Here is a 24,076-nt window from a genome sequence, read left to right on the forward strand (position 1 = left end):
CACCTAAAGATTTGTATTGAATTAGACTAAACAGCAGCGTAATCCACTGTGACCTTATCTTATTTTCAGGTAAGGTGGTACAAGCAATAAAACGCCCGTTTACAAACTACAACACTCGATAAAAATCGGGGAAACGTGAAGGAAGAGGTGAACTGATGGAACGCGAATCAATGGAATTCGATGTTGTTATCGTCGGTGCTGGTCCAGCTGGCTTGGCCACGGCATGTCGATTAATGCAAATATCACAGGATTCAGGTAAAGAAATTACCGTCTGTGTGGTAGAAAAAGGCTCAGAAGTGGGCGCGCATATTCTGTCAGGCGCAGTGTTCGAGACAAAAGTGCTAGACGAGCTATTCAGCGACTGGCGTGAAAAAGATGCCCCAATAAAAACCGCTGTCACCCACGACGAAATCTACCTACTCAGCTCAGCCACCGACGGCCGAGTCATGCCTAATGCTTTTGTGCCAAAAACCATGCACAACGACGGCAATTTTATTATCAGCGTCGGTAATCTGTCCCGCTGGCTTGCCAATCGCGCAGAAGAACTCGGTGTCGAAATATTCCCCGGCTTTGCCGCCAGCGAACTGCTATTTAACGCCGATAACAGCGTTAAAGGTATTTTAATTGGCGATATGGGAGTGGGTGCCGATGGCGAACCCAAAGACAGCTTTATGCCAGGCATGGAGTTGCATGCTAAATATACCGTTTTCTCCGAGGGTTGCCGCGGCCACTTAGGCAAGCAACTTATCGAAAAATACCATTTAGATAATGGTAAAACACCACAGCATTATGGTTTAGGCTTCAAAGAAATTTGGAAAGTCCCCGCCGAGCAACACGAACAAGGCAAAGTCGTTCACACAGGTGGCTGGCCATTAACCGAGGGCGCATCGGGTGGCGGCTTCCTTTATCACATGGAAGATAACCAAATTGCGGTCGGCCTTATTATTGATTTGAACTACAAAAATCCGCATCTGAGCCCATTTGACGAATTCCAGCGCTATAAAACCCATCCTGTGATTGCAAAGTATTTAACCGGTGGCGAACGTCTCAGTTACGGCGCCCGTGCTATCACTAAAGGCGGCTTGAACTCGCTTCCTAAGATGAGCTTCCCCGGCGGCCTGATCATCGGCTGTAACGCAGGGACTTTGAACTTCGCGAAAATCAAAGGCACTCACACTGCGATGAAGAGCGGTATCGTTGCGGCAGAAACCTTAGGCAAAGCCATGATGGCGGGTGTTGAAGGCGGTAAAGATCTCGACTGTTACCAGACTCATATCGAAGAAAGCTGGCTACATGAGGAGCTGTATAAATCGCGCAACTTTGGCCCAGCGATGCATAAATTTGGCACCTATTTAGGCGGCGCATTCAATTACATAGATCAAAACTGGTTTGGTGGAAAGTTCCCGATCACGCTACGTGATGAACACCCAGACTATGCACAAATGGCCTCAGTGAGCGCTTACAGCAAGATTGATTACCCAAAACCGGATGGCAAGCTTAGCTTCGATAAACTGTCCTCAGTGTATCTGTCGAGCACTTATCATGAAGAAGACCAGCCTTGCCATTTACGTCTTAAAGACAGCAGCATTCCACTGGGCATCAACCTGACTCAGTTTAATGAGCCAGCACAACGTTACTGTCCAGCTGGTGTGTATGAAATTGTCGAAGAGGCGGGTCAGCCTAAATTTGTAATCAATGCGCAAAACTGCATTCACTGCAAAACCTGCGATATTAAAGATCCTAGTCAAAACATCACTTGGGTTACGCCGGAAGGCGGTGGTGGTCCTAACTATCCCAACATGTAATTAGTTGCCAACAAATGTTAATAACGGCGCTCAATAGAGCGCCTTTTTTTCACCTTTGACACAAATATCTCACTTTTTTTGCTTGCCCTTAGCTACGACATTAGCCACAATTGCCACACAAAAAAGAGTTCGTTTTCAATCACCATCTCATTTCCATCTATACTCTACATAATTAGATCTACTGCAAGACCAACGGGTTAAGCCAAATAAGTTTTTTATACGCTGTTTTATTCGGCATTCGGCCTAGACTAAGGTTAACTTTTCACATTCCTGTCCGATAATCTTTTACCGTACAAGAGTGCGTTGACCGATAACGCAAAACAGTCCAACACAGGCATATTGATATTTATGATATTTAATAACCTCACCATTAAGCAGAAAATTCTGCTAACAGTGACATTTGCAGTACTGCTGTCGACCATACTCGTCGGCGTATTAAGCCAACGTAGCGCTAAAAATGTCGTACAACAACGGATGTTAGGTTCGGAACTGCCGAGTTTGATGATGCAGATCCGCAATAAGATCGATCTCGACATCTCCACTTTAATGAATGCTGCAGAGCAATTAGCCAGTAGCCGCATGTTACTGCAATGGCTCGAAGATGGCAGACCGCAGGCCCAAGAAACCCAAGTGGTTGCCCAACTGAAAGACATCACGCGTCAATATAAGCTAGCGCAAGCCTCCTACGCCGACAGACAAACTGCCGCCTATTACACTCAGGATGGATTTTTGCGCGTGCTCACCCCCGCGCAGGATGGCTGGTTTTTTGGTTACCGCGACAGTGGCCAAGAACGTATGTTGAACGTATTCACTGAGGCCAACGGCGAAGTCAAACTCTTCATCAACTACCAACAACCCAATGGTCGTGGCTTAGTTGGGCTCGCTAAATCACTCGATGATATGGTGCGCTTACTAAGCTCGTTTAAGATTGAGGAAACCGGTTTAGTCTACTTAGTGGATGCTAAAGGTGAGGTAAAACTCCACCCAGATACGAGCCAAATTGGTAAGAGCAGCCTAAGCAACTTATACAAGGATGCGAGTTCAAGCTCATTATTAAACCGCAGCGATTTCAATCTGATCAATACCAAGATCAATGGCGAAAACATGCTGGTTGCCAGTAGCTATATCGCATCTATGGATTGGTATTTAGTGGCACAAGTGCCAGAAGCCGAAGTGTTTGCGCTATTAACCGAAGCCGCTTATCAGATCTTAATCTGGACGCTAATCATTGCTGCGGGCTTTATTGTCCTCGCTATCGCTGTTGCGGGCTCTGTGAGCCGCCCCATAGCCCAAGTTGCCGCTATGTTCCGCGACATAGGCGAAGGTGAAGGTGACTTACGCCAACGCTTACCCGTCAATGGTGAAGATGAAATTGCGCAACTCGCTAAAGGATTTAACAGCTTTATCAGCAAGATCCAAGATTCGGTCATCGAAGTAGCGCAAACCAGCGAACAACTCGGCTTCTCGGCTAAGGATGTGTCGAATCAGGCACAGCAAACCTTAGAAGACAGCCACGAGCAGAAAGATCGAACTATGATGGTGGTCACAGCCATTAATGAAATGGGCGCGACGGTTAACGAAATCGCCAGTAATGCCGCCCAAGCAGCGGTTGCCGCCAGAGATGCCGACACTGAAGCCAGCAGCGGTCAAGTGGTCGTGACCCGTGCCCGTGATACCATTAACCAATTGTCGAAGGACGTTGGCCAAGTGGGCGAAGTGATTGAGTCCCTCGCGACCCACACTAAATCCATTGGTGGGATTTTAGATGTGATCCGCGCTATCTCTGAGCAGACCAACTTGTTAGCCCTCAACGCGGCCATCGAAGCGGCACGTGCCGGTGAAGCTGGGCGCGGTTTTGCTGTCGTCGCCGATGAAGTACGTAACTTAGCATCACGCACTGCAGCATCGACCAATGAAGTGCAAGGCATGATCGACAAGCTGCAATCGGAAGCCAGCCGCGCGGTTAATGCGATGGCTCAGAGTCGTACTCGCTCCCACGAGGGGGTTGTGGCCGTCGATGAAGCCAGCAAATCGTTAATTGGCATTAGCGATCGCATTGGTCTTATCAGCGACATGAACATTCAAGTTGCTGCGGCAACGGAAGAACAATCCACAGTGGTGGAGGACATCAACCGTAACGTCACTGAAATCAATGACATTACTCAACGTACTGCCAATACTGCACAAGCGGCAGCACAGGCGAGTTTAGCCTTGAATCAACTGTCACACCGCTTAGATACCTTAGTGGCCAAGTTTAAGGTGTAACACCTTAAACTTACGCCATAAAAAAACGCCTTAGATGGAAACATCTAAGGCGTTTTTCTTTAATTCGAAAAAGCGATTAATCCATATCAATGAATTTAATCGTTAATGGATATTTATATACCTTACCCTCACTGGCTTTAATAATCGCCAGCACTGTGCACACCAAATCGAATATGCCGAGTATGGCTAAAAAGATGAACCCTATCCCGACCAAAGCGAGTACGCCACTGATGATTACATAAATCAGCAGGCTCAATTTAAAGTTCAAACAACTACGGCCACATTGATCGACAAATGCAGACTCTTCACGCTTCATTAGCCAGATAATCAAAGGACCCAGAATCGAGCCCAGCGGCACTAGGTATCCAACAAAGCTTGAGGCGTATACCAGTAAGCCAAAATCTTTATCACTTTTTGTAACGGGTTCAATCATAAGGTCATCCCTGTTTTATCATTATGAATATAAATACTTATTTACCGCTCGGTCCATATAAGCGCATTTGCCAATCTTCTACTGTCTGTAATGCTAAGCGCCGTTGTAGGCTATTCACCCAGCTCTGCGCTAATCCCTCACAGCAAGCTAAACGATCATAGCCGCTAGCATTAAACGTTGGCGAGAAATAGAGTGACATAGCCTCGGCAACACTAATGTCCGTGCGGCGCTCAACCAACTCAATCCTATCGTTTAACTGAATAATCCCTGGGGTTAAAATTCTATAAAACCAACCACATAATTGGCTCTGCTGCATGGCGAGGGCAAATTCTTTGTGCCCAAATTGCAGATTCAACTTAAAGCAAGGTGAACGTGGCTGAGTAACCTGCACTGTTACTGCGCCAATTTGTAAGATATCACCAATATTAACTTGGGTTTCGTTCAGCCCAACGGTACTGATGTTCTCTCCCATACTGGGCGCATCTTCGAGTTGAGTGATTAAATCCCAACGACGATATTGGCCGTAATGCTCGCGGGGAAAGTGATGTAGCACGCGATCGAGTCCGCCATGGTGTTTAGGATCGGCCTGTGCGTCCCCGTCTACATGGTCGATATGCACTAACAGTTGTTGAGCCGCTTGCTTACCATCAATCCCAGTAGCAACACCGGACATGTCTTGAAGATGGGTTCCTAAGTACAATCCTGATAACTTATTGATCAACAACTTTGACATCTGTCACTCCCAATCCATAACCCATCTCGCATTACCGCCAGAGTGTAAACTGCGATGCGCCAGTAACACAATCAACTCGCTCAATAACTCATAAAAGTAGGCGCAATCTTGCCGCCAGTAAGCACGAGGCTAAATCTATGAATGATTTAACACCACTTGATTTCGACCGGCTTCTTTAGCCTGATACAAGGCCAGATCGGCACGCTTGATCAGATCTTCCGCAGGCTCTTGCGCCTGATGCTCAGCAACGCCAATACTAACGGTAATAGAAATGTGTAAGCCATTCACTTTAATTTCCCGCTGAAAAATAAGCTCACGGATCTGCTCAGCCAGCTCTGCCGCTTGGGTTAAATCCATCCCCGGAAGTAAAATCAAGAACTCCTCGCCGCCCCAACGGCATAAGATATCCTGTTGCTGCAGTGCGCTCCGCAGCATATTTGTCATGGTTTTTAATACTAAGTCACCAATCCCATGCCCATAGCTGTCGTTCACTTTTTTAAAATGGTCGATGTCCAGCAAGAGTATTGAAATCGGCGATTGTGTCAGCTTAGCTTTATCTAATGCCTGCCTAAAGTACCCATCAAACACCTGACGGTTAGCGGCGCCAGTGAGCTTATCGGTAGACGCCATTACTTCTAATTTGCGCTGATAACGACCTAAAGTCATGTTAGAGATGAATAAAATCCCTAGAGTCACCATTAGGCTTAACGCCAAGTTGCCCCAAAAAGTATTTAGTAACTCGCGTTCCTGTGGCGCATCTTCCTGCTCAACAATCAAATACCACTTAAATTCGGGAACTAGACGGCTGTTGAGATAAACGGTTTTACCATTTCTCTGGTAGCTAAAAGCCGCACTTGGACTCGTTAAAATACGCGTCGCTAAATTTTCAAGCCCTAAGCTGGTTTGCAGCGAATCTGCACCATCATATTCATCGCCATGCAAGGTGACATTGCCCTGCCTATCGGTAAAGAACACTCGGCGGTTATAACGTTTTTGATAAAGTTCGATGAGGGACTTAACCTTTTCAACCGCCAAACCCACACCGGTAACGCCTATAAATTTGCCTTCAAAATCAAAAACTTTATAGTTTACGAATACGGTTGTTTTACTGCGGTCCGCCGTATCGGCGTCGATATTAACCTCATAATGCTCAGATTCGGGTAAAGATCGCACTCGAAAGTACCAAGCATCATCTGGCTCAACATCTTGGATTTGTTTTAAAATCCCCGTGGAGTGGTAATAATTTCGGCTCTTTTCTGACACAAAAAAACTGGTGACAGTATCGTATTTTTCTTGGATTTCCTTAAGATAACGGATCAGCTTTTCTGGCTCTTGCTCGTGACTTAATGTCCAATCGCGAACAAAGGTATCCTGCGCCATCAAGGATGAAATAAAGATAGGTCGCAGCAGATCCTGCTGAATTTCAGAGTAAATATTGTCACTTGTGAGTGGTAGGGTATTACTCTCGATTTGTTGACTCAGTGAGTCATGGGCCACCTTGTAACTGATACCACTGGTCACTAAAAAGGCGACCAAAAGCAGAACAGAGAGCAACCAAATAAATTTATTCTTATCATTCCAAGCGTTATTGCCCATTCTCAACTCCAAAGACTACAGAACACCTTGAGTGGCTTATTATTTTAATGTCACGATAACTATTTTAGTTGAATAAATGTTAACGCAATTGCGCCATGGCCGCACAACATTTCAACCTTATGAATGTTCTGCGATGGAATAACTTTATTTTGAGCAAAAAAAATGCCTCGTTGGGGAAACGAGGCAAAAAACATACTAACCAATAAATGGGAGAAAAGCACAAGAAAACGTTAAGGGACAAGAGCTATGCGCCACAAGACATACTCTAGCAAGGGCGTATGACAGAAAGATGACTCAAACAGCTCGCCCACAGATTTTTCATGCGATTTGCTTCGCCTCTAAATACTGTTTTAGTGCCTCACCAGGAATAGAACTATCGGTTGCCACTGCAAACGCCGCCCACACTGAGCCTTCTGCCATTGCCTCAGTAATCGACTGGCCTGTGCATAGACTATGAATAAGCCCTGCGGCATAGGCATCGCCAGCGCCTGTAGTATCAACTACAGTGGCAGGGATAGCCGCAACATGCTGCACTTGATCGTGCGTGTAAACCTTAGCCCCATTGATGCCATCGGTGACAATAAAATAACCTAATGAATTGCCAGCAATACTCACACCATACTCCCAGAATGCCGCTTCACACCTCCCCTGCATATCGCTCATAGAGGCCAGCAAAATATGACAAGGTCTCTGCCTATCATCCTTGGCTAATTGCGCGACCACTAGGCAATGTTCTAAAGCTGTTTTTGCCCAACTAACAGTGCCTTCTGCGGAAGTATTAAAATATAACGCATCCCATGGTTGCCATTTCGGCGGTACCGATAATTCAAATATGGGTCTTTGTGGCCGAATAATTGTTCGCTCGCCGTCTGGCGTCATTACGAGCAGCATTTCGCAAGTGTTACCGGCACGGCGCTGCACTAAACGGCAATCGAGCCCTTGAGTGCTAGCTTCTGCAATCAACCAATCCCCCATATCATCACGACCAACTTGACTCACCAACGCGACGCTATGCCCAGCCCAAACTAAACCTAATCCAGTATTTGCCCCGCCACCACCTAGCCTTTGCCCACCATCTTGATAATGGAAACGCCCACCTGTTTTTAAAGGTTTATCAAGCAATAAGATCCGATCACAGTTGAGATTGGCAACTAACATAATATTCGCCATTACGCGGCTCCAAAGGACAAAAAAGACTCAAGGCCAGAAGATAAAAACAAAGAAATATCAATCTAGAGCAAAATGCTCATAGGTACAATCCCATCCTCAAGCTAGCAACACAATCAGGCTATGGCTGATGCCTGTGTAAGCATTTGTCCCGAATAAGATAAGGGAAAAAATACATCTTCATACGGTAAAACCAACTTTTTGGCTTCAACACTCTGTTTAAAATAGATTTCTATATTGCATGACGCCCAACGGCATAGAGACATCCGATAAATTTCAAACCCGCTGAGTTAAATAGCAATCACTGTCGTTAAAATAAGTGAAGTAATTAAGGAATTAATTGATGAATGGAATCAAACGCTATGCTAATGAAAAGATGGGATACCGCTGAGGAAAAAGCTGAGCAGCTACGCCGTTACCAGCTCTGCCTTGATGAGTTTAATGAGCTGGATTTTCACGATGTATATGTCGCAGAAATTAAAAAAGAATACCAACAACTTGCAGAATTAGTAAAAGCGCAGTCAACGTCAGATCCCGAACGTTAACTGCACTTACCTATTTAGTCACTCAACCATAAATCTTCAATTACTTTATTGGCGTCAATGGTGATAAAGACGCAAATTGTACTGCCAACGTCCAATCTGTGATGACCATATCTGACGGCTGCCAACTGTCATCAACCCACTCATAAATCAATCCTGGATTTTCCTCAGCATTGACTAATAAACGCCGTCCATCTTGCAATACCAGCGTATAATCGAGCCCCTGTGCATCGACACTTTCAATGCCCCCCAAGACATTATGTTTAATGGCCGAAATGGTTCCCGTAGCCTTGACGGCATCACTCCCCTTTGCACCGCTGTAAAATGTTAACGCCTCGTTTGCGACAGTCTTATGAAAGACAAACTCCTCAGTCACACCCACTACGATCGATTGATCAAGTTCGTACCAGGCGGGTATCCATAATGCGTTAATTGTCATCCCGTTATATCCTGCATAATAATTTTACGGACGGGATCATTCTGCCTTAACCCCGACAGAGAAAATACTCTTCAGGGATAAAATAATTTTAATCCTAAAAAGGCTGGCATCACAAAACGCAGTGCTCACTTCCTTTGTAAGATAATCTTAACTCTACAGGTCATATCCGAGATGTTTTAGCGCCAGTGGCTGATGTTGGACTCAATTCGTGTTTCTGTTAGTTTGTAAATCAAATCGACACATTAAGCTGACAAAGTGATCCTGAGCCCAGTAATCGCGTATAGAGTCACACACGATAGATTCATGTCCCCATGCTTGCAGCGCAGGCCGATAAATACGGAGTTTACTTGCCTATGGATAAGCCCATAACGCAACCCCCTCAAACCCTTAAGCTCATTGGTGAAACTGAGGCCGGAAAGCGTCAAGAGCTTAAGCAGTATTTTAATCACACATGGGCTCTGTACGAGTCACTGTTTGATTTGATCCAAGAAGATAGCGCCTATTACCTCAAAGCCGAGCCGCTGCGTCATCCGTTGATCTTTTATTTTGGCCATACGGCCACTTTCTATATCAACAAGCTCAAACTCGGCAAATTTCTCGACGAACGGGTAAACGATAACTTCGAATCCATGTTTGCCATTGGTGTCGATGAGATGTCTTGGGACGATCTGAACGAGCAACATTATCCATGGCCGAACGTGGCAGAAGTGCGCAGCTATCGCCAGCAAGTTAACGCTGTCGTCAATCGCGTGATTGATGAAATGCCGCTGGCGCTGCCGCTCACTCAAGACAGCCCAGCTTGGATCATTTTAATGGGCATTGAACATGAGCGTATTCACTTAGAAACCTCATCGGTGATCATCCGCCAACTGCCACTGGAACTTGTCGCACCTAACAGCTACTGGCCTGCTTGCCAAGACACCGCCCCTGCCGAGACCAACAGTTTATTAGCTGTAAAAGGGCAAAAAGTGACCTTAGGTAAAACTGAACAAGATCAAACCTACGGCTGGGACAACGAATACGGCCATAAAATCTTTAATGTTGCCGACTTTAAGGCCTCTAAATTCTTAGTCTCGAATCAAGAGTATCTCGCATTCGTCGAAGCTGGCGGCTATCGCTCACCCCAATTTTGGAATGAAGAAGGCCAAGCTTGGCTTGCCTATACCCAAGCTCAAATGCCGCGCTTTTGGCGCTTAAAACAAGATAAATGGTGGCAACGTAACTTAGCGGAAGAAATCCCGCTGCCATTAAACTGGCCTGTAGAAGTGAATCAACTCGAAGCTAAGGCCTTCTGCAATTGGAAAGCCGAGCAAAAGCAAAGCAATATTCGCCTACTGACGGAAGCCGAATGGTACATTTTACGTGAGAATGTACCTGCCGATGCGCCAGACTGGCATGAAGTGCCGGGCAATATTGCTTTGGCTTATTACGCCTCTTCCTGCCCAGTGAATCGCTTCGAGCATAATGGCTTTTTCGATATTGTCGGTAATGTTTGGCAATGGACAGAAACCGCAATCGACGGCTTTAACGGTTTTGCCGTACATCCACTCTACGATGATTTTTCGACCCCAACCTTCGATGGTAAACATAATCTCATCAAAGGTGGCTCGTGGATCTCCACGGGTAATGAAGCCATTGCTTCGTCTCGCTATGCGTTTCGTCGACATTTTTATCAACACGCTGGCTTCCGCTATGTGGAATCCACGCAAAATCCTGCCCAAATGGCCGAGGTCAATGTGTACGAAACCGATGAACTGATTTCCCAATACCTTGAGTTTCACTATGGTGCCGAATATTTCGGGGTGGCTAACTTCTGCGTCAATGGCGTGCAACAAGCGCTCAGTGAAATTCAGCTTAGCCATACCGCCAAAGCCCTCGATATCGGCTGCTCCGTAGGTCGCGCGAGTTTTGAACTGGCAAAAGTGTTTGATCATGTTGATGGTATCGACTTTTCTGCACGCTTTATTCAACAGGCCTATGCGCTGACCGAACAAGGTGAAAAACGCTACACCATACGTACCGAAGGCGACTTACAAGAATTTAAGAGTGCGAGTCTCGCGAAACTGGGATATGAGCTTGAGGCGAAAAAGGTCAACTTTATGCAGGGTGATGCCTGTAATTTAAAGCCAATGTACACAGGTTATGACTTGGTTTATGCCTCTAATCTTATCGACAGACTGAACGAACCTAAGCACTTTTTAACCAGTATTGCCCAGCGGATTAATCAAAGTGGATACCTTGTGATTGCTTCGCCCTATACTTGGCTAGAGGATTATACGCCCAAGGATAAATGGCTCGGTGGCGTTAAAGTCAAAGGAGAGAACTTCACCACCTTAGATGGCCTGACCGAAACCTTGATCGGCCAATTTGAGCTAGTCGCAGTGAAGGAGATTCCCTTCGTCATCCGCGAGACAAAACGTAAATTCCAACATTCCATCTCAGAAATGACCATTTGGCGTAAGCGCTAATTGTCACTCATGGGATAACCAGCTGAAGTCTCAATAAAAATATCCGCCAGAAATCCATTTCTGGCGGATGTGTAACATCCAGCTCAGTCATATTTGCAGCATCAACTAAGGTTGAATACGGCAAATACCGCGCAAATACCTACACCTTAAACTGTGCCGTAGTTAAACCAAGCTGATTCGCTAACCCTAACAAACTGCGCGTACTCGCCGCCACTTGGCTGATCGCCGCGCTATTTTCTTCCGCCGCCACGCTCAAGCCCGCAATCCCCTGTGCAATCGTTGCCGAAACTGTTGTTTGCTCCTCAGCGGCGGTGGCGGTTTGGATCATTAGTGCCTTTAAGGTTTCTAAGCGCAAAGCTATGTCATCCACTGCGGTTTGCATACCATCGGCATCTTCTGCGGTTTTAGAGGCTTCAGTAGTACAAGTCACACTATGCAGCGCCAGCACGCCAGACTGCTGCTGAATGCCTTTTAGTACTTGGCCAATGTCCTGAGTCGCCAACTGAACCTTAACCGCTAACTGACGTACCTCATCGGCAACTACGGCAAAGCCGCGGCCATGCTCACCAGCTCTCGCCGCTTCAATCGCCGCATTAAGTGACAGCAAATTCGTTTGTTCGGCAATCGCATTAATCACAGCCAATACCGAGCCGATTTTCTGACTGTCGGCCTCAAGACTACCGACTTGTTGATGAATGGTCGCAAAACTGCTCAGGGTCACCTTCAAACTTTTACGTGTACTGGCCAAATTTTGCGACAGAATTTCACTCGAATGGGTACAAGCAGACACTTCATCGGAGGATTTCATTGTATTAGTGCTGATTTCCGCGGCGGCATAACTCATTTCTTCAACCGCAGTAGCCAGCATATCAGTCTCTTTCGCCTGCATCTGAATACTGCAATCGGCTTGGGTCATGGCGGCAGAATTTTGTTCGGCGGCGGATTCAAGTTCATGCCCAACGCCCACCAGCTGACTGATGATTTCTTTGAGCTTAGTTTGCATCCGCGCCAACCAACTCATCAGGTGATTATCCGTTTGAACATGCGGTAAATTATGAGTTAAATCGCCAGAGGCGATCATACTGGTCAAATTACACATGTCCTCAGGCTCACCGCCGAGCGGCTTTAATACAAACCCTGTAACTAACTTAGCAGCAGCGAATGCCAACACTAAGGCGGCTGCACAAACAGATAAGCCGATAAACATCATACGGTAGGCGGGAGCAGCAATTTCACTCACATCAATTTCAGCCATCAAACCCCAACGTAAACCGAGCTCAACGACAGGAGAATAAGCGGATAAAACGGGATTATTGTTATAGTCATTCACTTGCATCACACCCGATTTACCTGCCAGCGCCTCCTTCACCGCCAGCGTATCAACACCATTCTGAGCTACCGTTCCCGCAAACGAAGCCGTAACAGTGCGATTAATGGGGTCGAGAAAAGAATCGGAACGCATACGATTATTTGGGCCAATAAGATAAGTTTCACCACTTTGCCCCATACCCTCACGAATTTGCATAACTCTGTTGATGCGATCGATTGATACTTGAGCCGCCACCACCAATCTTTGTTGATTAAACTGAATCGACTGGCCAATAAATGCCGCCGGTTGACCATTTGAAGGCGCGTATGCGGAAAAATCTTGTAGTAATACTGTACCCGCCGATCCCAATGCCTTATTGAATAACTGTGCTAATCCCGAATCATGGAAGGGTCCAGTACGCAAATTGGTGCCGAAATCAGACTCCTTCGCCACTGTATATAAAACGGTGCCATCGTCACTAATAATAAATAGGTCATAAAAACCGAGGGATTTATTTAATGACTGTAAGGTTTGATCTATGTCAGTAAGAGTATCGAGGCTTTTTTGGCTGGCAATTACGGCGCTGACGGCCTGCAGGTTATCGGAAAAGTCCTGAAACATGCCAACAATCTGCCGTTGCTTGATCTCACGCACAGCCACTAAACGAGACTGGGCCTCGGCAAACAATTCATCCCGAGCAATGTAAGTCACTATTGCGGTGGCAAATATGAGGGGTAATAGGACAATCAATAAACTGATCAGCTGAATTTTACGAGTAAAACCCATGGTGAGACTCCTTGTCGCGCGTCGAATTCCATTCCTTCAATCTTTGCAGAATCAAACCTGCCATAAAACTATAGGAGAAGAATCTCAGCTAAACAAAGCGGTGCCGACTATTTTCATCAAAAGTTCACTAAAATTCCGACAACTCATTATTTTTAAGTAGAAAAATGATTAATAACTTTAAATGACAGCCACGCCATACCGACCATTTCAAACAAAATGATAGAGTGGGAAATAAGCAATAAACCGAACGTTAGCATCAACTTATATTGAATGCGCACATCCATGCGACAAATGATGCATTGAAATTTATTAAATATGCATATAAATTCATCTCAAGCCAATTTATAGAGGATTAATAATGAGTTTACTCGAGCAAGTGTCAGTATCTAAAAAAGCCAACATCTACTTTGATGGCAAAGTGGCTAGCCGTAGCGTATTTTTTGCCGATGGCAGCAAACAGACCTTAGGTGTTGTATTACCAGGGGAATATGAGTTCTCAACCTCCCAAGGCGAAATAATGGAAGTCACCAGTGGCCGGTTTGAAGTGTTGTTACCGGAGAGCACCGTATGGCAGGAGTTTAGCGAAGGCACTCAATTTGAGCTGGCTGCGAATGTTAGCTTCAAAATCCGCAATACTGCCATTGCCGAATATTGCTGTAGCTATCTCTAGTCATCTCGATTAAGTGACAGTGCGATTAATATTTCATATCAATCGTTAATCGAACGCTCACAGTGACGGTTTATCTCAGCACTGTGAGTATGTTGTCCACCCGACCATTTCACCATCAGAATGCCTTATACGTCTGACATTTATCAATTTGGCAATTTTATTAACCTGGCTCAAGGCAGCGTAAAACTTACAATGCAAAGCATACTAAATCGAATGTATTGAAATCGCCGATAAAAACAACACTAGACGACCGGTCTAATTTGATTTATCCTAAACCCCATGAAAATTGAAACTCAATCCACTCGCCAGCACATTCTCGACATCGGCTACAAGCTGATCGTACGCAAAGGCTTCTCCAGCGTCGGCTTATCCCTACTGCTGCAGGCGGCCGAAGTGCCAAAAGGCTCGTTTTATCACTACTTCAAATCCAAAGAACAATTTGGCGAAGCGCTTATTACTGATTATTTTGAAAAATATCAATTAGATTTAGACGCATTATTCAATGACTCGACACTGACAGGACATCAACGCTTGATGCAATACTGGCAACAATGGTTGCACGTACAAGCCGATGGCTGCGTAGATCAAAAGTGCCTAGTCGTGAAACTCAGCGCCGAAGTGGCCGATTTATCCGAAGCCATGCGTGTTGCCTTACTTAAAGGTTCCGCCGGCATCATAGACAGGTTAACCACTTGTGTTCAAGTTGGCATAAACGACAGTTCAATCGCCGATCAAGATCCGCAATCAACCGCAGAAATGTTGTATCACATGTGGTTAGGCGCCAGCTTAATGAACAAGTTGGGCCACAGCCCTGCGGCACTCGAACGTGCACTCGTGACGACTAAAGCCATTTTAACGCCTAAAACGGCCCTTTAACCTAATACCGACTCAAAACTAATATTGGCTGATATCGATCAGCCCAGATTTTTAAAGAATACATTTTCACGCCCCGAAATTAGACGACTGGTCTACTAATTTGACGGGCGATTAATTAACGCAGCGCATTTAACGCTGCTAATTTAAAGTAACTCACTTAAAGTAATAAGGGATAAATCATCCATGCTAAATTTTAACTATTACAACCCGACCCGCATCCGTTTTGGTAAAAACACTATCGCCGAAATTGATGCTTTAGTACCGAGCGATGCTAAAGTCATGATCCTCTTTGGTGGCAGCAGCGCCAGAAAAACTGGCACGCTAGATGAAGTTAAACAGTCATTGGGCAACCGTGTCGTCGTCGAGTTCGATGGCATTGAGCCCAACCCAACCTATGAAACCTTGATGAAAGCCGTCGCCCAAGTGCGTGAGCAGAATATCGATTTCCTCCTTGCAGTGGGCGGTGGTTCGGTTATCGATGGCACTAAATTTGTTGCCGCTGCAGCGGTATTCGAAGGTGAACCTTGGGACATTCTCACTAGCTGGGGCGCAAATGTGACTCAAGCTATGCCTTTTGGCTCAGTCTTAACCTTACCTGCGACCGGTTCCGAAATGAACAACGCCAGCGTAGTGACCCGTAAATCACTGCAAGCTAAGCTGCCATTCCGTAATGACTTGGTTTATCCACAATTCTCAATACTCGACCCGACGAAAACCTTCACCCTGCCAGAACGCCAAGTGGCCAACGGTGTCGTCGATGCTTTTGTACATATCACAGAGCAATACCTCACTTACCCAGTCAACGCCGCCGTACAGGACAGATTTGCCGAAGGTCTGTTACAAACCTTGATTGAGCTGGGTCCACAAGTGCTAGTTCAACCCGAAGATTACGACATTCGCGCGAACTTAATGTGGGTTGCCACTATGGCACTCAACGGCACGATTGGTGTAGGCGTGCCCCACGACTGGGCAACCCACATGATAGGCCATGAACTCACTGCACTTTACGACATCGACCATGCGCGTACATTGGCAATCGTATTGCCTGCTCTGCTGCAATGTACCAAAGAGGCTAAGCGCGAAAAGTTACTCCAGTACGCCGACCGTGTGTGGCACATCAACACAGGTACAGATGACGAGCGCATCGATGCCGCTATTGCAAAAACTAAGGATTTCTTCGAAGCCATGGGCATTCCGACACATTTATCTGCCTATGATCTCGATGCCAGCCACGTTGATATCCTAGTAAAACAGCTTGAACTGCACGGCATGGTGGCTCTTGGCGAACACGGCAATATTGACCCAGCAATGAGTCGTGACATTTTGACCTTAGCCCTATAACGCCAAACAGTATCCTGATTGAACTAAACCCAAAGCTCACACGTATAGATGTGAGCAACTAAGGTAAAGGTATGAAAATGAATATATTAATGGTACTAACTTCACACGATAAACTCGGCGACACAGGTTTAAAAACCGGCTTTTGGCTCGAAGAATTCGCCTCACCTTTTTATGAGTTTAAAGATAAAGGTTTTGACATTACCTTAGCCTCGCCATTGGGCGGTCAGCCACCGCTCGACCCTAAAAGTGATGAGCCAGACTTTCAAACTGAAGCCACTGCGCGCTTTAGTAAAGATCCTGAGGCACAAGCACTGCTAGCAAATACCACCCGCTTAAGTGAAATCAATGCAGCGGATTATGATGCGGTTTTCTATCCAGGCGGCCACGGCCCACTGTGGGATCTTGCCGAAGATAAACACTCAATCGCCTTGATTGAACAGTTCTATCAAGCGAATAAACCCCTAGGGCTCGTCTGTCATGCGCCTGCGGCACTGCTGCACCCTAAAGCCAGTGATGGTAAGCCATTGGTCAGCGGCAAGCGGGTTACCGGTTTCAGTAATTCTGAAGAAGAAGCCGTGCAACTCACTCATATCGTGCCATTTTTAGTTGAAGACATGCTGCAGAAAAACGGCGGCACTTATGTCAAAGGTAATGATTGGACAAGCTTTGTTGTCGCAGATGGCCATTTGATCACAGGTCAAAACCCAGGATCATCCGAAGCCGTTGCGCAGGCCATAGTCGCGCAATTGAACGCCAGAGGCTAAGCGATAAATGACGTAACACACTCAGCTTGAAGTACATAATGACAAGCGCGAGTGTGCTAAATACGGTAGAAACAGTTCTCGCACCATAATGGTGCGATAGCTGAAAATGTACTCTCACAGCAAAAAGGGAAGCCAATGATCACCTTGCACCATCTCAATAAATCACGCTCTAAACGTATCATCTGGTTGCTAGAAGAACTCGGTCAACCTTATCAAATTAAGAGTTATCAGCGTGATAGCCAGACTTTTCTCGCGCCACCCGAACTCAAGCAAATTCATCCATTGGGCAAATCACCCGTTATCGAAATGGACGGGCAAGTGATTGCCGAGTCAGGCGCGATCACTGAGTATCTGATTGAAAAATATGCGGCAGACACCTTAGCGCCAGCAAGAGACAGCGCTGACTACGTCGATTATCTGCAATGGTTACACTTTGCCGAAAGCTCAGCCATGCTACCTTTATTACTCCATATGTTCGTGCAAAAGGACGGCTGTAAAACCAACTTCCTTGAAGATTATGCGGCAATAGAAGTCAGTAAGATAAGCCACTACTTCAATGATAGATTGGCCGATAAAACCTATCTGGTTGCAGGCAAGCTCACAGGTGCAGATATCATGATGTCCTTCGTAGTTGAGCTACTGGCGAACAGTGGCGACCTTGAAAAATTCGAACACATTCAACGCTATGCTACTCAATTATCCCAGCATGCCGCTTGGGTTAAAGCGAGTGAGATCGAGAAACAACTCGACGCAAGCGTGTAATTTGCAACTCGAGTTCGGGCACATGAGTGTGCCCGAACTTCAGCTCGTTCAACTCAGTCCAGTTTCTAGCTCCCCTTTCCTGTCGCGTTTTACGCCTTCCAAGTGGCGACGCCGCATAATAAACACCATGATTTTTGATGTAAAAGAGACTAATCTTGATTAACTCTATCTCAAGGCTACAGGGACTTTAGCATGCGTTCACTCACACTCATCGGCTTAGTGCTATTTAGCATGTTAGCGCAAGCAACGGTTTATAAATGGGTCGATAAAGATGGCAAAGTCCATTACTCAGATGAACCGCAGCCCAATGCCCAAGTCGTTGAGCTCAAAGAGAAGACCTTAAATCAAATTGCCCTTCCTCTGCCCAAAACAGACTCAAATAACGCAAACCAAGCAATTGAATCCATTCAATATCAAGTTAATATCACTTCCCCAGCAGAAGAAGAAACCGTCAGAGATAATAATGGCGATTTCGACGTCGTTGCGACTATCACCCCTGAGCTAAAAAGCCAGTATTTAATGGCCCTCAAACTCGATGGCAACCCCATAGGTCAACCGCAAATTGGTGGTACCTTTAAACTCAAAAACATCGACCGAGGTGAACATATCTTAGTCGTTGACGCTTTGACTCAAAACGGCAAAGTCTTTGCATCAAGTTCACCAAGAAAGATATTTCTTCATCAAGCAGCTAAGCGTTAATGCCACTCATTGCATAGATAAAGTTAGTATAAAAACTTTAAATACATAGAGTTAGATTAACCGTACCAGACTAAACCGTTTGATGAAGACAAGTTGCAGCTTGCACCAGATTGGTGCACCATAGTGGTGCAACCCTATTTCTAGGAACGGTCGATGGATAAAGAGACACTGCTCAATCATTTAGTTACCGCCGTACTTGTCATAGATAAGGATCTTAAACCTTGTTATGCCAACGCAGCAGCAGAGCAATTATTAGGTGTTGGCAGCCATAGACTCGTTGAACAAACTTTGCCTGAGCATTATCAAATCCTCGGTGTCGAAGCCCAGTTATTGATGGATGCAGTAACCGCTGGTCAAGGCTTAACGGTCAATACAGCGGCCCTAGTCACGCTCGATGGTCAGCACCATACCGTTGATTTAACGCTTATTCCCCTCGATGATGAGGCTGAACTCAGCCTGCTCGAACTGCGCCAAGTCGACCAACAAAGACGCATTCATCAGCAACTGAGTCAAGATGCCCAGCAGCAAGCGGCACAGTTTTTAGTGCGCAACTTAGCCCATGAAATCAAAAATCCTTTAGGCGGCCTGCGTGGTGCGGCGCAGTTGTTATCGCGGGAGCTGGATGATCCGGCGCTAAAGGAATTCACTACCCTCATCATAGAGCAGGCCGATCGGCTGCGTAATTTAGTAGACCGTCTGCTCGGCCCTCAAAGACCGACACAGCATAGCCTGCACAACATCCATCAAGTGGTGCAGAAGGTCTATAAGTTAGTTGAAATGGCGCTGCCCGCTAACATTCAGCTCAAACGGGATTACGATCCATCCATTCCCGATATCGAGATGGACCCTGACCAAATGCAGCAAGCTGTGCTGAACATTTTACAAAATGCGGTGCAGGCGCTTGAGCATACGGGCGGCGAGATTTTGATCCGCACTCGTACTCAGCACCAAGTCACCATAGGTTCACAGCGCCACAAGCTAGTGTTAACCCTATCGATTATCGACAACGGCCCCGGCATACCGCCAGAGCTGATGGACACATTATTTTATCCAATGGTGACAGGTCGTGAGCAAGGTTCAGGTTTAGGCCTCTCAATTGCCCATAATATTGCCCGTTTACACTCGGGAAGAATCGATTGCCTCTCCAGCGCTGGGCACACCGAATTCATCATTTCATTACCGATTTTAGGCGCGAAATAATTTCGACATACCGTATGAGGAAGCAAGATGCGAATTAGTGAACAAGTGTGGATCCTCGACGATGACAGCTCGATACGTTGGGTACTCGAAAAGGCACTTCAAGGTGCCAAGCTCAGTACCGCCAGCTTTGCCGCCGCCGAATCCCTGTGGCAGGCCTTAGAAATATCGCAACCGCACGTGATAGTGTCGGACATCCGTATGCCCGGCACAGACGGGTTAAGCCTGCTAGAACGATTGCAGGTGCATTATCCCCATATTCCCGTGATCATTATGACGGCGCACTCAGACTTAGACAGCGCAGTCAGTGCCTATCAAGCGGGCGCATTTGAGTATCTGCCTAAACCCTTCGATATCGATGAGGCTATCTCTCTGGTTGAGCGCGCACTTACCCATGCCACTGAACAGAGCCCAGCACCCGCGCAGGAAGCCCAAGTCAAAACACCCGAAATCATAGGTGAAGCGCCAGCGATGCAGGAAGTGTTTCGCGCCATAGGCAGACTTTCACGCTCATCGATCAGCGTGCTGATCAATGGTCAATCGGGTACGGGAAAAGAGTTAGTGGCTGGCGCATTACACAAGCACAGCCCACGTAAAGATAAGCCGTTTATCGCGCTGAACATGGCAGCGATCCCTAAGGATTTGATCGAATCTGAGTTATTCGGCCACGAAAAAGGTGCCTTCACTGGCGCAGCCAATGTCCGCCAAGGTCGCTTCGAGCAAGCAAACGGTGGCACGCTCTTTTTAGATGAAATCGGCGATATGCCGTTAGATGTACAAACACGGTTACTCAGAGTACTTGCCGATGGTCAGTTCTACCGCGTCGGTGGTCATAATGCAGTGCAAGTGGATGTCCGCATCATAGCGGCGACCCACCAAGATCTTGAATTATTAGTGCAAAAAGGCGGCTTTAGGGAAGACTTATTCCATCGGCTCAACGTGATCCGCGTGCACTTGCCACCACTGTCACAAAGACGGGAAGACATTCCCCAGCTCGCCACCCACTTCCTCGCCTCTGCAGCAAAGGAAATTGGTGTAGAAACTAAGATCATGACCAAGGAGACTGCGGTAAAACTATCCCAATTACCTTGGCCCGGTAATGTCAGGCAACTCGAAAACACCTGTCGTTGGTTAACCGTAATGGCATCGGGGCAAGAAATTTTACCCCAAGATTTACCGCCAGAATTACTGAAAGATCCTGTAAGTGTCACCCACACGGCGAAAGGCAGCCAAGATTGGCAATCGGCCCTGACTGAGTGGATAGATCAAAAACTCTCGGAAGGAAACAGCGATCTGTTAACTGAGGTGCAACCCGCATTCGAACGCATACTGCTAGAAACTGCGCTGCGCCATACTCAAGGCCATAAACAAGAAGCGGCGAAACGTTTAGGCTGGGGACGAAATACCTTAACGCGGAAATTAAAAGAACTGTCGATGGATTGAGTAAATAAAATAACGTTACTACTCGTTATATCAATACAAGCTCATTCATAACCAAATAATAAAAAGGGATATCTTCATATCCCTTTTTATTTGCAGCTGATTTTATTTTCATTGGTATTAATGAAACAAGCCAAATTCAAAAAAATTAGAATTGATAATGCATACCTACAGCGAATTGCTTAATATCAGTGTCAATATCTTTCAATCCTAGATAGTTATTATCAGCATCTAACTTACCTGTAGTCACATCGTAACTTACGCGGATATTTAGGTGCTCTGTTACTGCGGCGTTTACACCTACACCGTAAGTCCAACCAAAACCAGTCAAGTCTTCATCAATACCATTACCATCAAGTACTATCGCCATAGATGCGATACCCACTTTGGCATAGGCAGAGAAAATATCATTGATTTGTGCAGTAAATTTAGGTGTAAAGCTTAATGCGCCAGCGCTAACATCAATATCCTTATCGCCTAAGTCACCTGTGGCGAATAGGTTAGCTTCTAAACCAAACCACTCATTAAAGTTATAACCACCGTATATACCAGCGCCAGTACCTGACTGGGAGTCAGTAAAATCGTCGCCATCAACTGTTACTCTATTCAATGCGCCACCCACGTAAAATCCTGTCGTGTCGGTTGCTGCAGATACTTGAGCTGTCGCTAATGTTGATAATAAAGAGATAGCAACAATTGATAATTTATTCATCATGATTCCCTAATGATTTAACGAAAGTATTAAACGGCGTGGATATTACAATAAGCAACGCTAACGTGCCATTGGTTTAATTATCAAAAATACAAACCATACAGCATTGGTTCAGCTTACGTCGAACAACGAAAATCATAATTATTAAATATCAAGTAATAACTTGCAGCATTACTCGCAGTAAATTGATTATGCCCAAATAAATAACACGCACGATACTTCTACGCTTGCGGCCCACCAAACATTCTTCAATCACAATGTTGCCTGTTTTAGCACAACGCAAACGTGCACGCCAAAAGAAGGGAAAAGGCAAAACTCTCAGCTGATATTGCCTATCCTCATGATTAAGCTTGATATGTCTTGGAAGATAAAAAAGAGGCCGTTTATACCATTGTATTGGCTGCATCTTTTTTATCTCTAATTGCGCATCTCCCTGACAAACCAACGGGCTTTCGTCTTGCTGTAATACCAATTCAAAGCAAGTCGATAAGCGATGGTAACGGCAAATGAGCTGAGTACTCTCACTTAATCGATGGCTTTGCTTCTCTATCCATAACGCCATATCCCTACTCCTAAGCGATTAATATCGCTTTATCATCCTTGAATTAGACCATCAAGCGGCTTTTAGCTTACCGGATCTTGGTGAATAATCACCTCTGCATCTTCGAAGGCAGCTTTGACTCTTATTCCTGTCGTATCGGCAATACTGTGGGCTTCATTCAAACTCAAATTGCCATCAAGCTCTAAATGAAATTGGATAAAAACGGTTTTGCCAGCCTGACGAGTGCGTAAATCATGCAACCCTTGCACCCGTGGATCTTCCATCGCGATTTGCGTGATTTGCTGGCGAGTTTCTTCGTCTAACTCTCGGTCTAACAAGGCTTGAATTGAGCGATAACCTAAGCCAAAGGCTTGATGACCAATATAAAATGCAATCATTACCGCAAATAAACCGTCAGCCCACCACCAACCGTATTGCGCTAATACTAGTGCCAACAATACCGCACCATTAAGGAATAAATCTGATTTATAGTGCAGCGAATCAGCTTCAACCACAGTACTTTTTGTCGCCGCTAATGCGCGTTTCTGCAACATGACTAAAGCTAACGTCATCACAATCGCTATGATAGAAACAACTACACCTATGGTGGCATTTTCAACCGGAACAGGTGTTAATAGACGCTCGCCACCATAGAAAAGTAATAAAAATGCGGAGCCCATAATAAAGGCGGATTGCGCTAGAGACGCTAACGGCTCAGCCTTACCATGGCCATATCTGTGGTCTTGATCCGGCGGCACAAGCGCGTAACGAATGGCAATAAAATTGATAATAGAAGCGAGAGCATCGGCAAAGGAATCCGTCAAAGATGCCAACATACTGGCAGAGCCGGAATAAAGCCAAGCGAACATCTTGATAAGAATAAGGATCAAAGCGGTAGCCACGGAAGCGCGGCTAGCCAGTTTGACCCAAAAATCGTATTGGGAAGTTTGAGTCATAAGGGATCTATCTTGGGAAGTATGACCCTATTGTATATCAGCTAAGACGCTTAACCGCGAGGTTCTTTACCAGCTTGTGCTTCAAATCGCGCTTTAAACTTAGCTTGCTGCTCTGGTGTCAGCAGATTAAATATTTGATTATGCAGCTTCATACGTTCAATGGCTTGAATTTGACGCTGCTCTTGCTGCGCACTCATCAGTGCCTTTGCTTGTGTTTCATCAAAACTAGGCGCGGTAATTAAGGCCTGCATCTCAGTGCGATGGGCCAAGCGTTCCTCTTTCGTTGGACGATTATCAGCGCGCGTGGCTTTCTGATCGGCAAACAACTTTTTGACGTCAGCTTTCTGGGCATCCGTTAAATCCAGCCCTTCAAACATACGATGCATGCCACCGTGGTCCATATGTCGGCCGCCATGTTCCATGCGGTCGCCTTTATGGAATTCAGATTTAGAGAAGTCGCAGCCAGCATCCTTAGGTGCTGCATTAACTGCCGTCGCGAAAACCGCAGAACTCGCTAGAATGGCAAACAGGCTCGCTTTCAAAGGTGATAATGTTTTCATAGTGTTAACCTCGAT

At 45.9% G+C, this 24,076-nt stretch carries 22 protein-coding genes; 12 read left to right on the forward strand and 10 right to left on the reverse strand.

What is annotated here, in order from left to right; translation table 11 throughout:
- The first annotated feature begins 155 nt into the window (after positions 1-155).
- Both AYJ58_RS01305 and AYJ58_RS01310 read left to right on the forward strand, forming a co-directional pair.
- A complete protein-coding gene (locus AYJ58_RS01305; RefSeq protein ID WP_106648410.1) occupies positions 156-1,805 on the forward strand; it encodes an electron transfer flavoprotein-ubiquinone oxidoreductase in 1,650 nt (549 codons plus the stop codon).
- A 348-nt stretch (positions 1,806-2,153) separates the two neighbouring features.
- A complete protein-coding gene (locus AYJ58_RS01310; RefSeq protein WP_106648411.1) occupies positions 2,154-4,070 on the forward strand; it encodes a methyl-accepting chemotaxis protein in 1,917 nt (638 codons plus the stop codon).
- 76 nt (positions 4,071-4,146) lie between these two features.
- Here the strand turns inward: AYJ58_RS01310 and AYJ58_RS01315 are convergent, their stop codons facing one another.
- The 4 genes from AYJ58_RS01315 to AYJ58_RS01330 all read right to left on the reverse strand — a co-directional run bounded on the left by AYJ58_RS01315 (position 4,147) and on the right by AYJ58_RS01330 (position 8,002).
- Positions 4,147-4,503 carry a DUF4870 domain-containing protein gene (locus AYJ58_RS01315; RefSeq protein WP_106648412.1) on the reverse strand — a complete coding sequence of 119 codons (357 nt, stop codon included), beginning with the start codon at positions 4,501-4,503 and terminating at the stop codon, positions 4,147-4,149.
- Positions 4,504-4,540: 37 nt separating this feature from the next.
- Entirely contained in the window at positions 4,541-5,236 is a 696-nt protein-coding gene (locus AYJ58_RS01320; protein ID WP_106648413.1) for an MOSC domain-containing protein, read from the reverse strand.
- 135 nt (positions 5,237-5,371) lie between these two features.
- Positions 5,372-6,832, reverse strand: coding sequence for a sensor domain-containing diguanylate cyclase (locus AYJ58_RS01325; RefSeq protein ID WP_106648414.1), 1,461 nt, complete (start codon positions 6,830-6,832; stop codon positions 5,372-5,374).
- Between the two features lie 318 nt (positions 6,833-7,150).
- Complete coding sequence (locus tag AYJ58_RS01330) at positions 7,151-8,002, reverse strand: PfkB family carbohydrate kinase (protein ID WP_106648415.1); 852 nt, start codon at positions 8,000-8,002, stop codon at positions 7,151-7,153.
- Between the two features lie 359 nt (positions 8,003-8,361).
- On the opposite strand from AYJ58_RS01330, the gene AYJ58_RS01335 reads away from it, so the two are divergent.
- Positions 8,362-8,544 (forward strand): hypothetical protein, encoded by a 183-nt coding sequence (locus AYJ58_RS01335; protein WP_106651719.1) that lies wholly within the window; start codon positions 8,362-8,364, stop codon positions 8,542-8,544.
- A gap of 40 nt (positions 8,545-8,584) precedes the next feature.
- Here the strand turns inward: AYJ58_RS01335 and AYJ58_RS01340 are convergent, their stop codons facing one another.
- On the reverse strand, positions 8,585-8,980 hold the full coding sequence (locus AYJ58_RS01340) for a hypothetical protein (RefSeq protein WP_106648416.1): 396 nt from the start codon (positions 8,978-8,980) through the stop codon (positions 8,585-8,587).
- 353 nt (positions 8,981-9,333) lie between these two features.
- Here AYJ58_RS01340 and ovoA point away from each other — a divergent pair, with 353 nt between their 5' ends.
- Positions 9,334-11,448, forward strand: coding sequence for a 5-histidylcysteine sulfoxide synthase (gene ovoA, locus AYJ58_RS01345; protein ID WP_106651720.1), 2,115 nt, complete (start codon positions 9,334-9,336; stop codon positions 11,446-11,448).
- Positions 11,449-11,587: 139 nt separating this feature from the next.
- On the opposite strand, the gene AYJ58_RS01350 is transcribed toward ovoA, so the two are convergent.
- Positions 11,588-13,543: a methyl-accepting chemotaxis protein gene (locus tag AYJ58_RS01350; RefSeq protein WP_106648417.1), complete on the reverse strand. Its 1,956-nt coding sequence runs from the start codon at positions 13,541-13,543 to the stop codon at positions 11,588-11,590.
- 358 nt (positions 13,544-13,901) lie between these two features.
- On the opposite strand from AYJ58_RS01350, the gene ppnP reads away from it, so the two are divergent.
- From ppnP to glnG, 8 genes are all read left to right on the forward strand, one after another.
- Positions 13,902-14,213 (forward strand): pyrimidine/purine nucleoside phosphorylase, encoded by a 312-nt coding sequence (gene ppnP / locus AYJ58_RS01355; protein ID WP_106648418.1) that lies wholly within the window; start codon positions 13,902-13,904, stop codon positions 14,211-14,213.
- Positions 14,214-14,492: 279 nt separating this feature from the next.
- Positions 14,493-15,089: a TetR/AcrR family transcriptional regulator gene (locus tag AYJ58_RS01360; RefSeq protein WP_106648419.1), complete on the forward strand. Its 597-nt coding sequence runs from the start codon at positions 14,493-14,495 to the stop codon at positions 15,087-15,089.
- Between the two features lie 183 nt (positions 15,090-15,272).
- Positions 15,273-16,430, forward strand: a complete 1,158-nt coding sequence (locus AYJ58_RS01365) for an iron-containing alcohol dehydrogenase (protein WP_106648420.1) — start codon at positions 15,273-15,275, stop codon at positions 16,428-16,430.
- A gap of 71 nt (positions 16,431-16,501) precedes the next feature.
- Positions 16,502-17,194 (forward strand): type 1 glutamine amidotransferase domain-containing protein, encoded by a 693-nt coding sequence (locus AYJ58_RS01370; protein WP_106648421.1) that lies wholly within the window; start codon positions 16,502-16,504, stop codon positions 17,192-17,194.
- A 135-nt stretch (positions 17,195-17,329) separates the two neighbouring features.
- On the forward strand, positions 17,330-17,956 hold the full coding sequence (locus AYJ58_RS01375) for a glutathione S-transferase family protein (RefSeq protein ID WP_106648422.1): 627 nt from the start codon (positions 17,330-17,332) through the stop codon (positions 17,954-17,956).
- 192 nt (positions 17,957-18,148) lie between these two features.
- Positions 18,149-18,655 carry a DUF4124 domain-containing protein gene (locus AYJ58_RS01380; protein ID WP_106648423.1) on the forward strand — a complete coding sequence of 169 codons (507 nt, stop codon included), beginning with the start codon at positions 18,149-18,151 and terminating at the stop codon, positions 18,653-18,655.
- 153 nt (positions 18,656-18,808) lie between these two features.
- Positions 18,809-19,855, forward strand: a complete 1,047-nt coding sequence (gene glnL / locus AYJ58_RS01385) for a nitrogen regulation protein NR(II) (RefSeq protein ID WP_063884937.1) — start codon at positions 18,809-18,811, stop codon at positions 19,853-19,855.
- Positions 19,856-19,882: 27 nt separating this feature from the next.
- Positions 19,883-21,295 carry a nitrogen regulation protein NR(I) gene (glnG, locus tag AYJ58_RS01390; RefSeq protein ID WP_006079736.1) on the forward strand — a complete coding sequence of 471 codons (1,413 nt, stop codon included), beginning with the start codon at positions 19,883-19,885 and terminating at the stop codon, positions 21,293-21,295.
- 145 nt (positions 21,296-21,440) lie between these two features.
- Here glnG and AYJ58_RS01395 read toward each other — a convergent pair whose 3' ends face one another.
- The 4 genes from AYJ58_RS01395 to AYJ58_RS01410 form a co-directional block, all read right to left on the reverse strand.
- Positions 21,441-22,004: a porin family protein gene (locus AYJ58_RS01395; RefSeq protein WP_106648424.1), complete on the reverse strand. Its 564-nt coding sequence runs from the start codon at positions 22,002-22,004 to the stop codon at positions 21,441-21,443.
- A 151-nt stretch (positions 22,005-22,155) separates the two neighbouring features.
- The gene (locus AYJ58_RS01400; protein WP_106648425.1) at positions 22,156-22,566 is read right to left on the reverse strand and encodes a hypothetical protein; all 411 of its coding nucleotides are present in this window, start codon (positions 22,564-22,566) and stop codon (positions 22,156-22,158) included.
- 62 nt (positions 22,567-22,628) lie between these two features.
- Positions 22,629-23,501 (reverse strand): cation efflux pump FieF, encoded by an 873-nt coding sequence (gene fieF, locus AYJ58_RS01405; RefSeq protein ID WP_106648426.1) that lies wholly within the window; start codon positions 23,499-23,501, stop codon positions 22,629-22,631.
- A 50-nt stretch (positions 23,502-23,551) separates the two neighbouring features.
- Positions 23,552-24,061: a Spy/CpxP family protein refolding chaperone gene (locus tag AYJ58_RS01410; RefSeq protein WP_106648427.1), complete on the reverse strand. Its 510-nt coding sequence runs from the start codon at positions 24,059-24,061 to the stop codon at positions 23,552-23,554.
- Positions 24,062-24,076: the final 15 nt, after the last annotated feature.

The sequence above is a fragment of the Shewanella sp. Pdp11 genome, from assembly GCF_002838165.1.
In the GTDB taxonomy this organism is placed as follows: Bacteria; Pseudomonadota; Gammaproteobacteria; order Enterobacterales; family Shewanellaceae; genus Shewanella; species Shewanella hafniensis.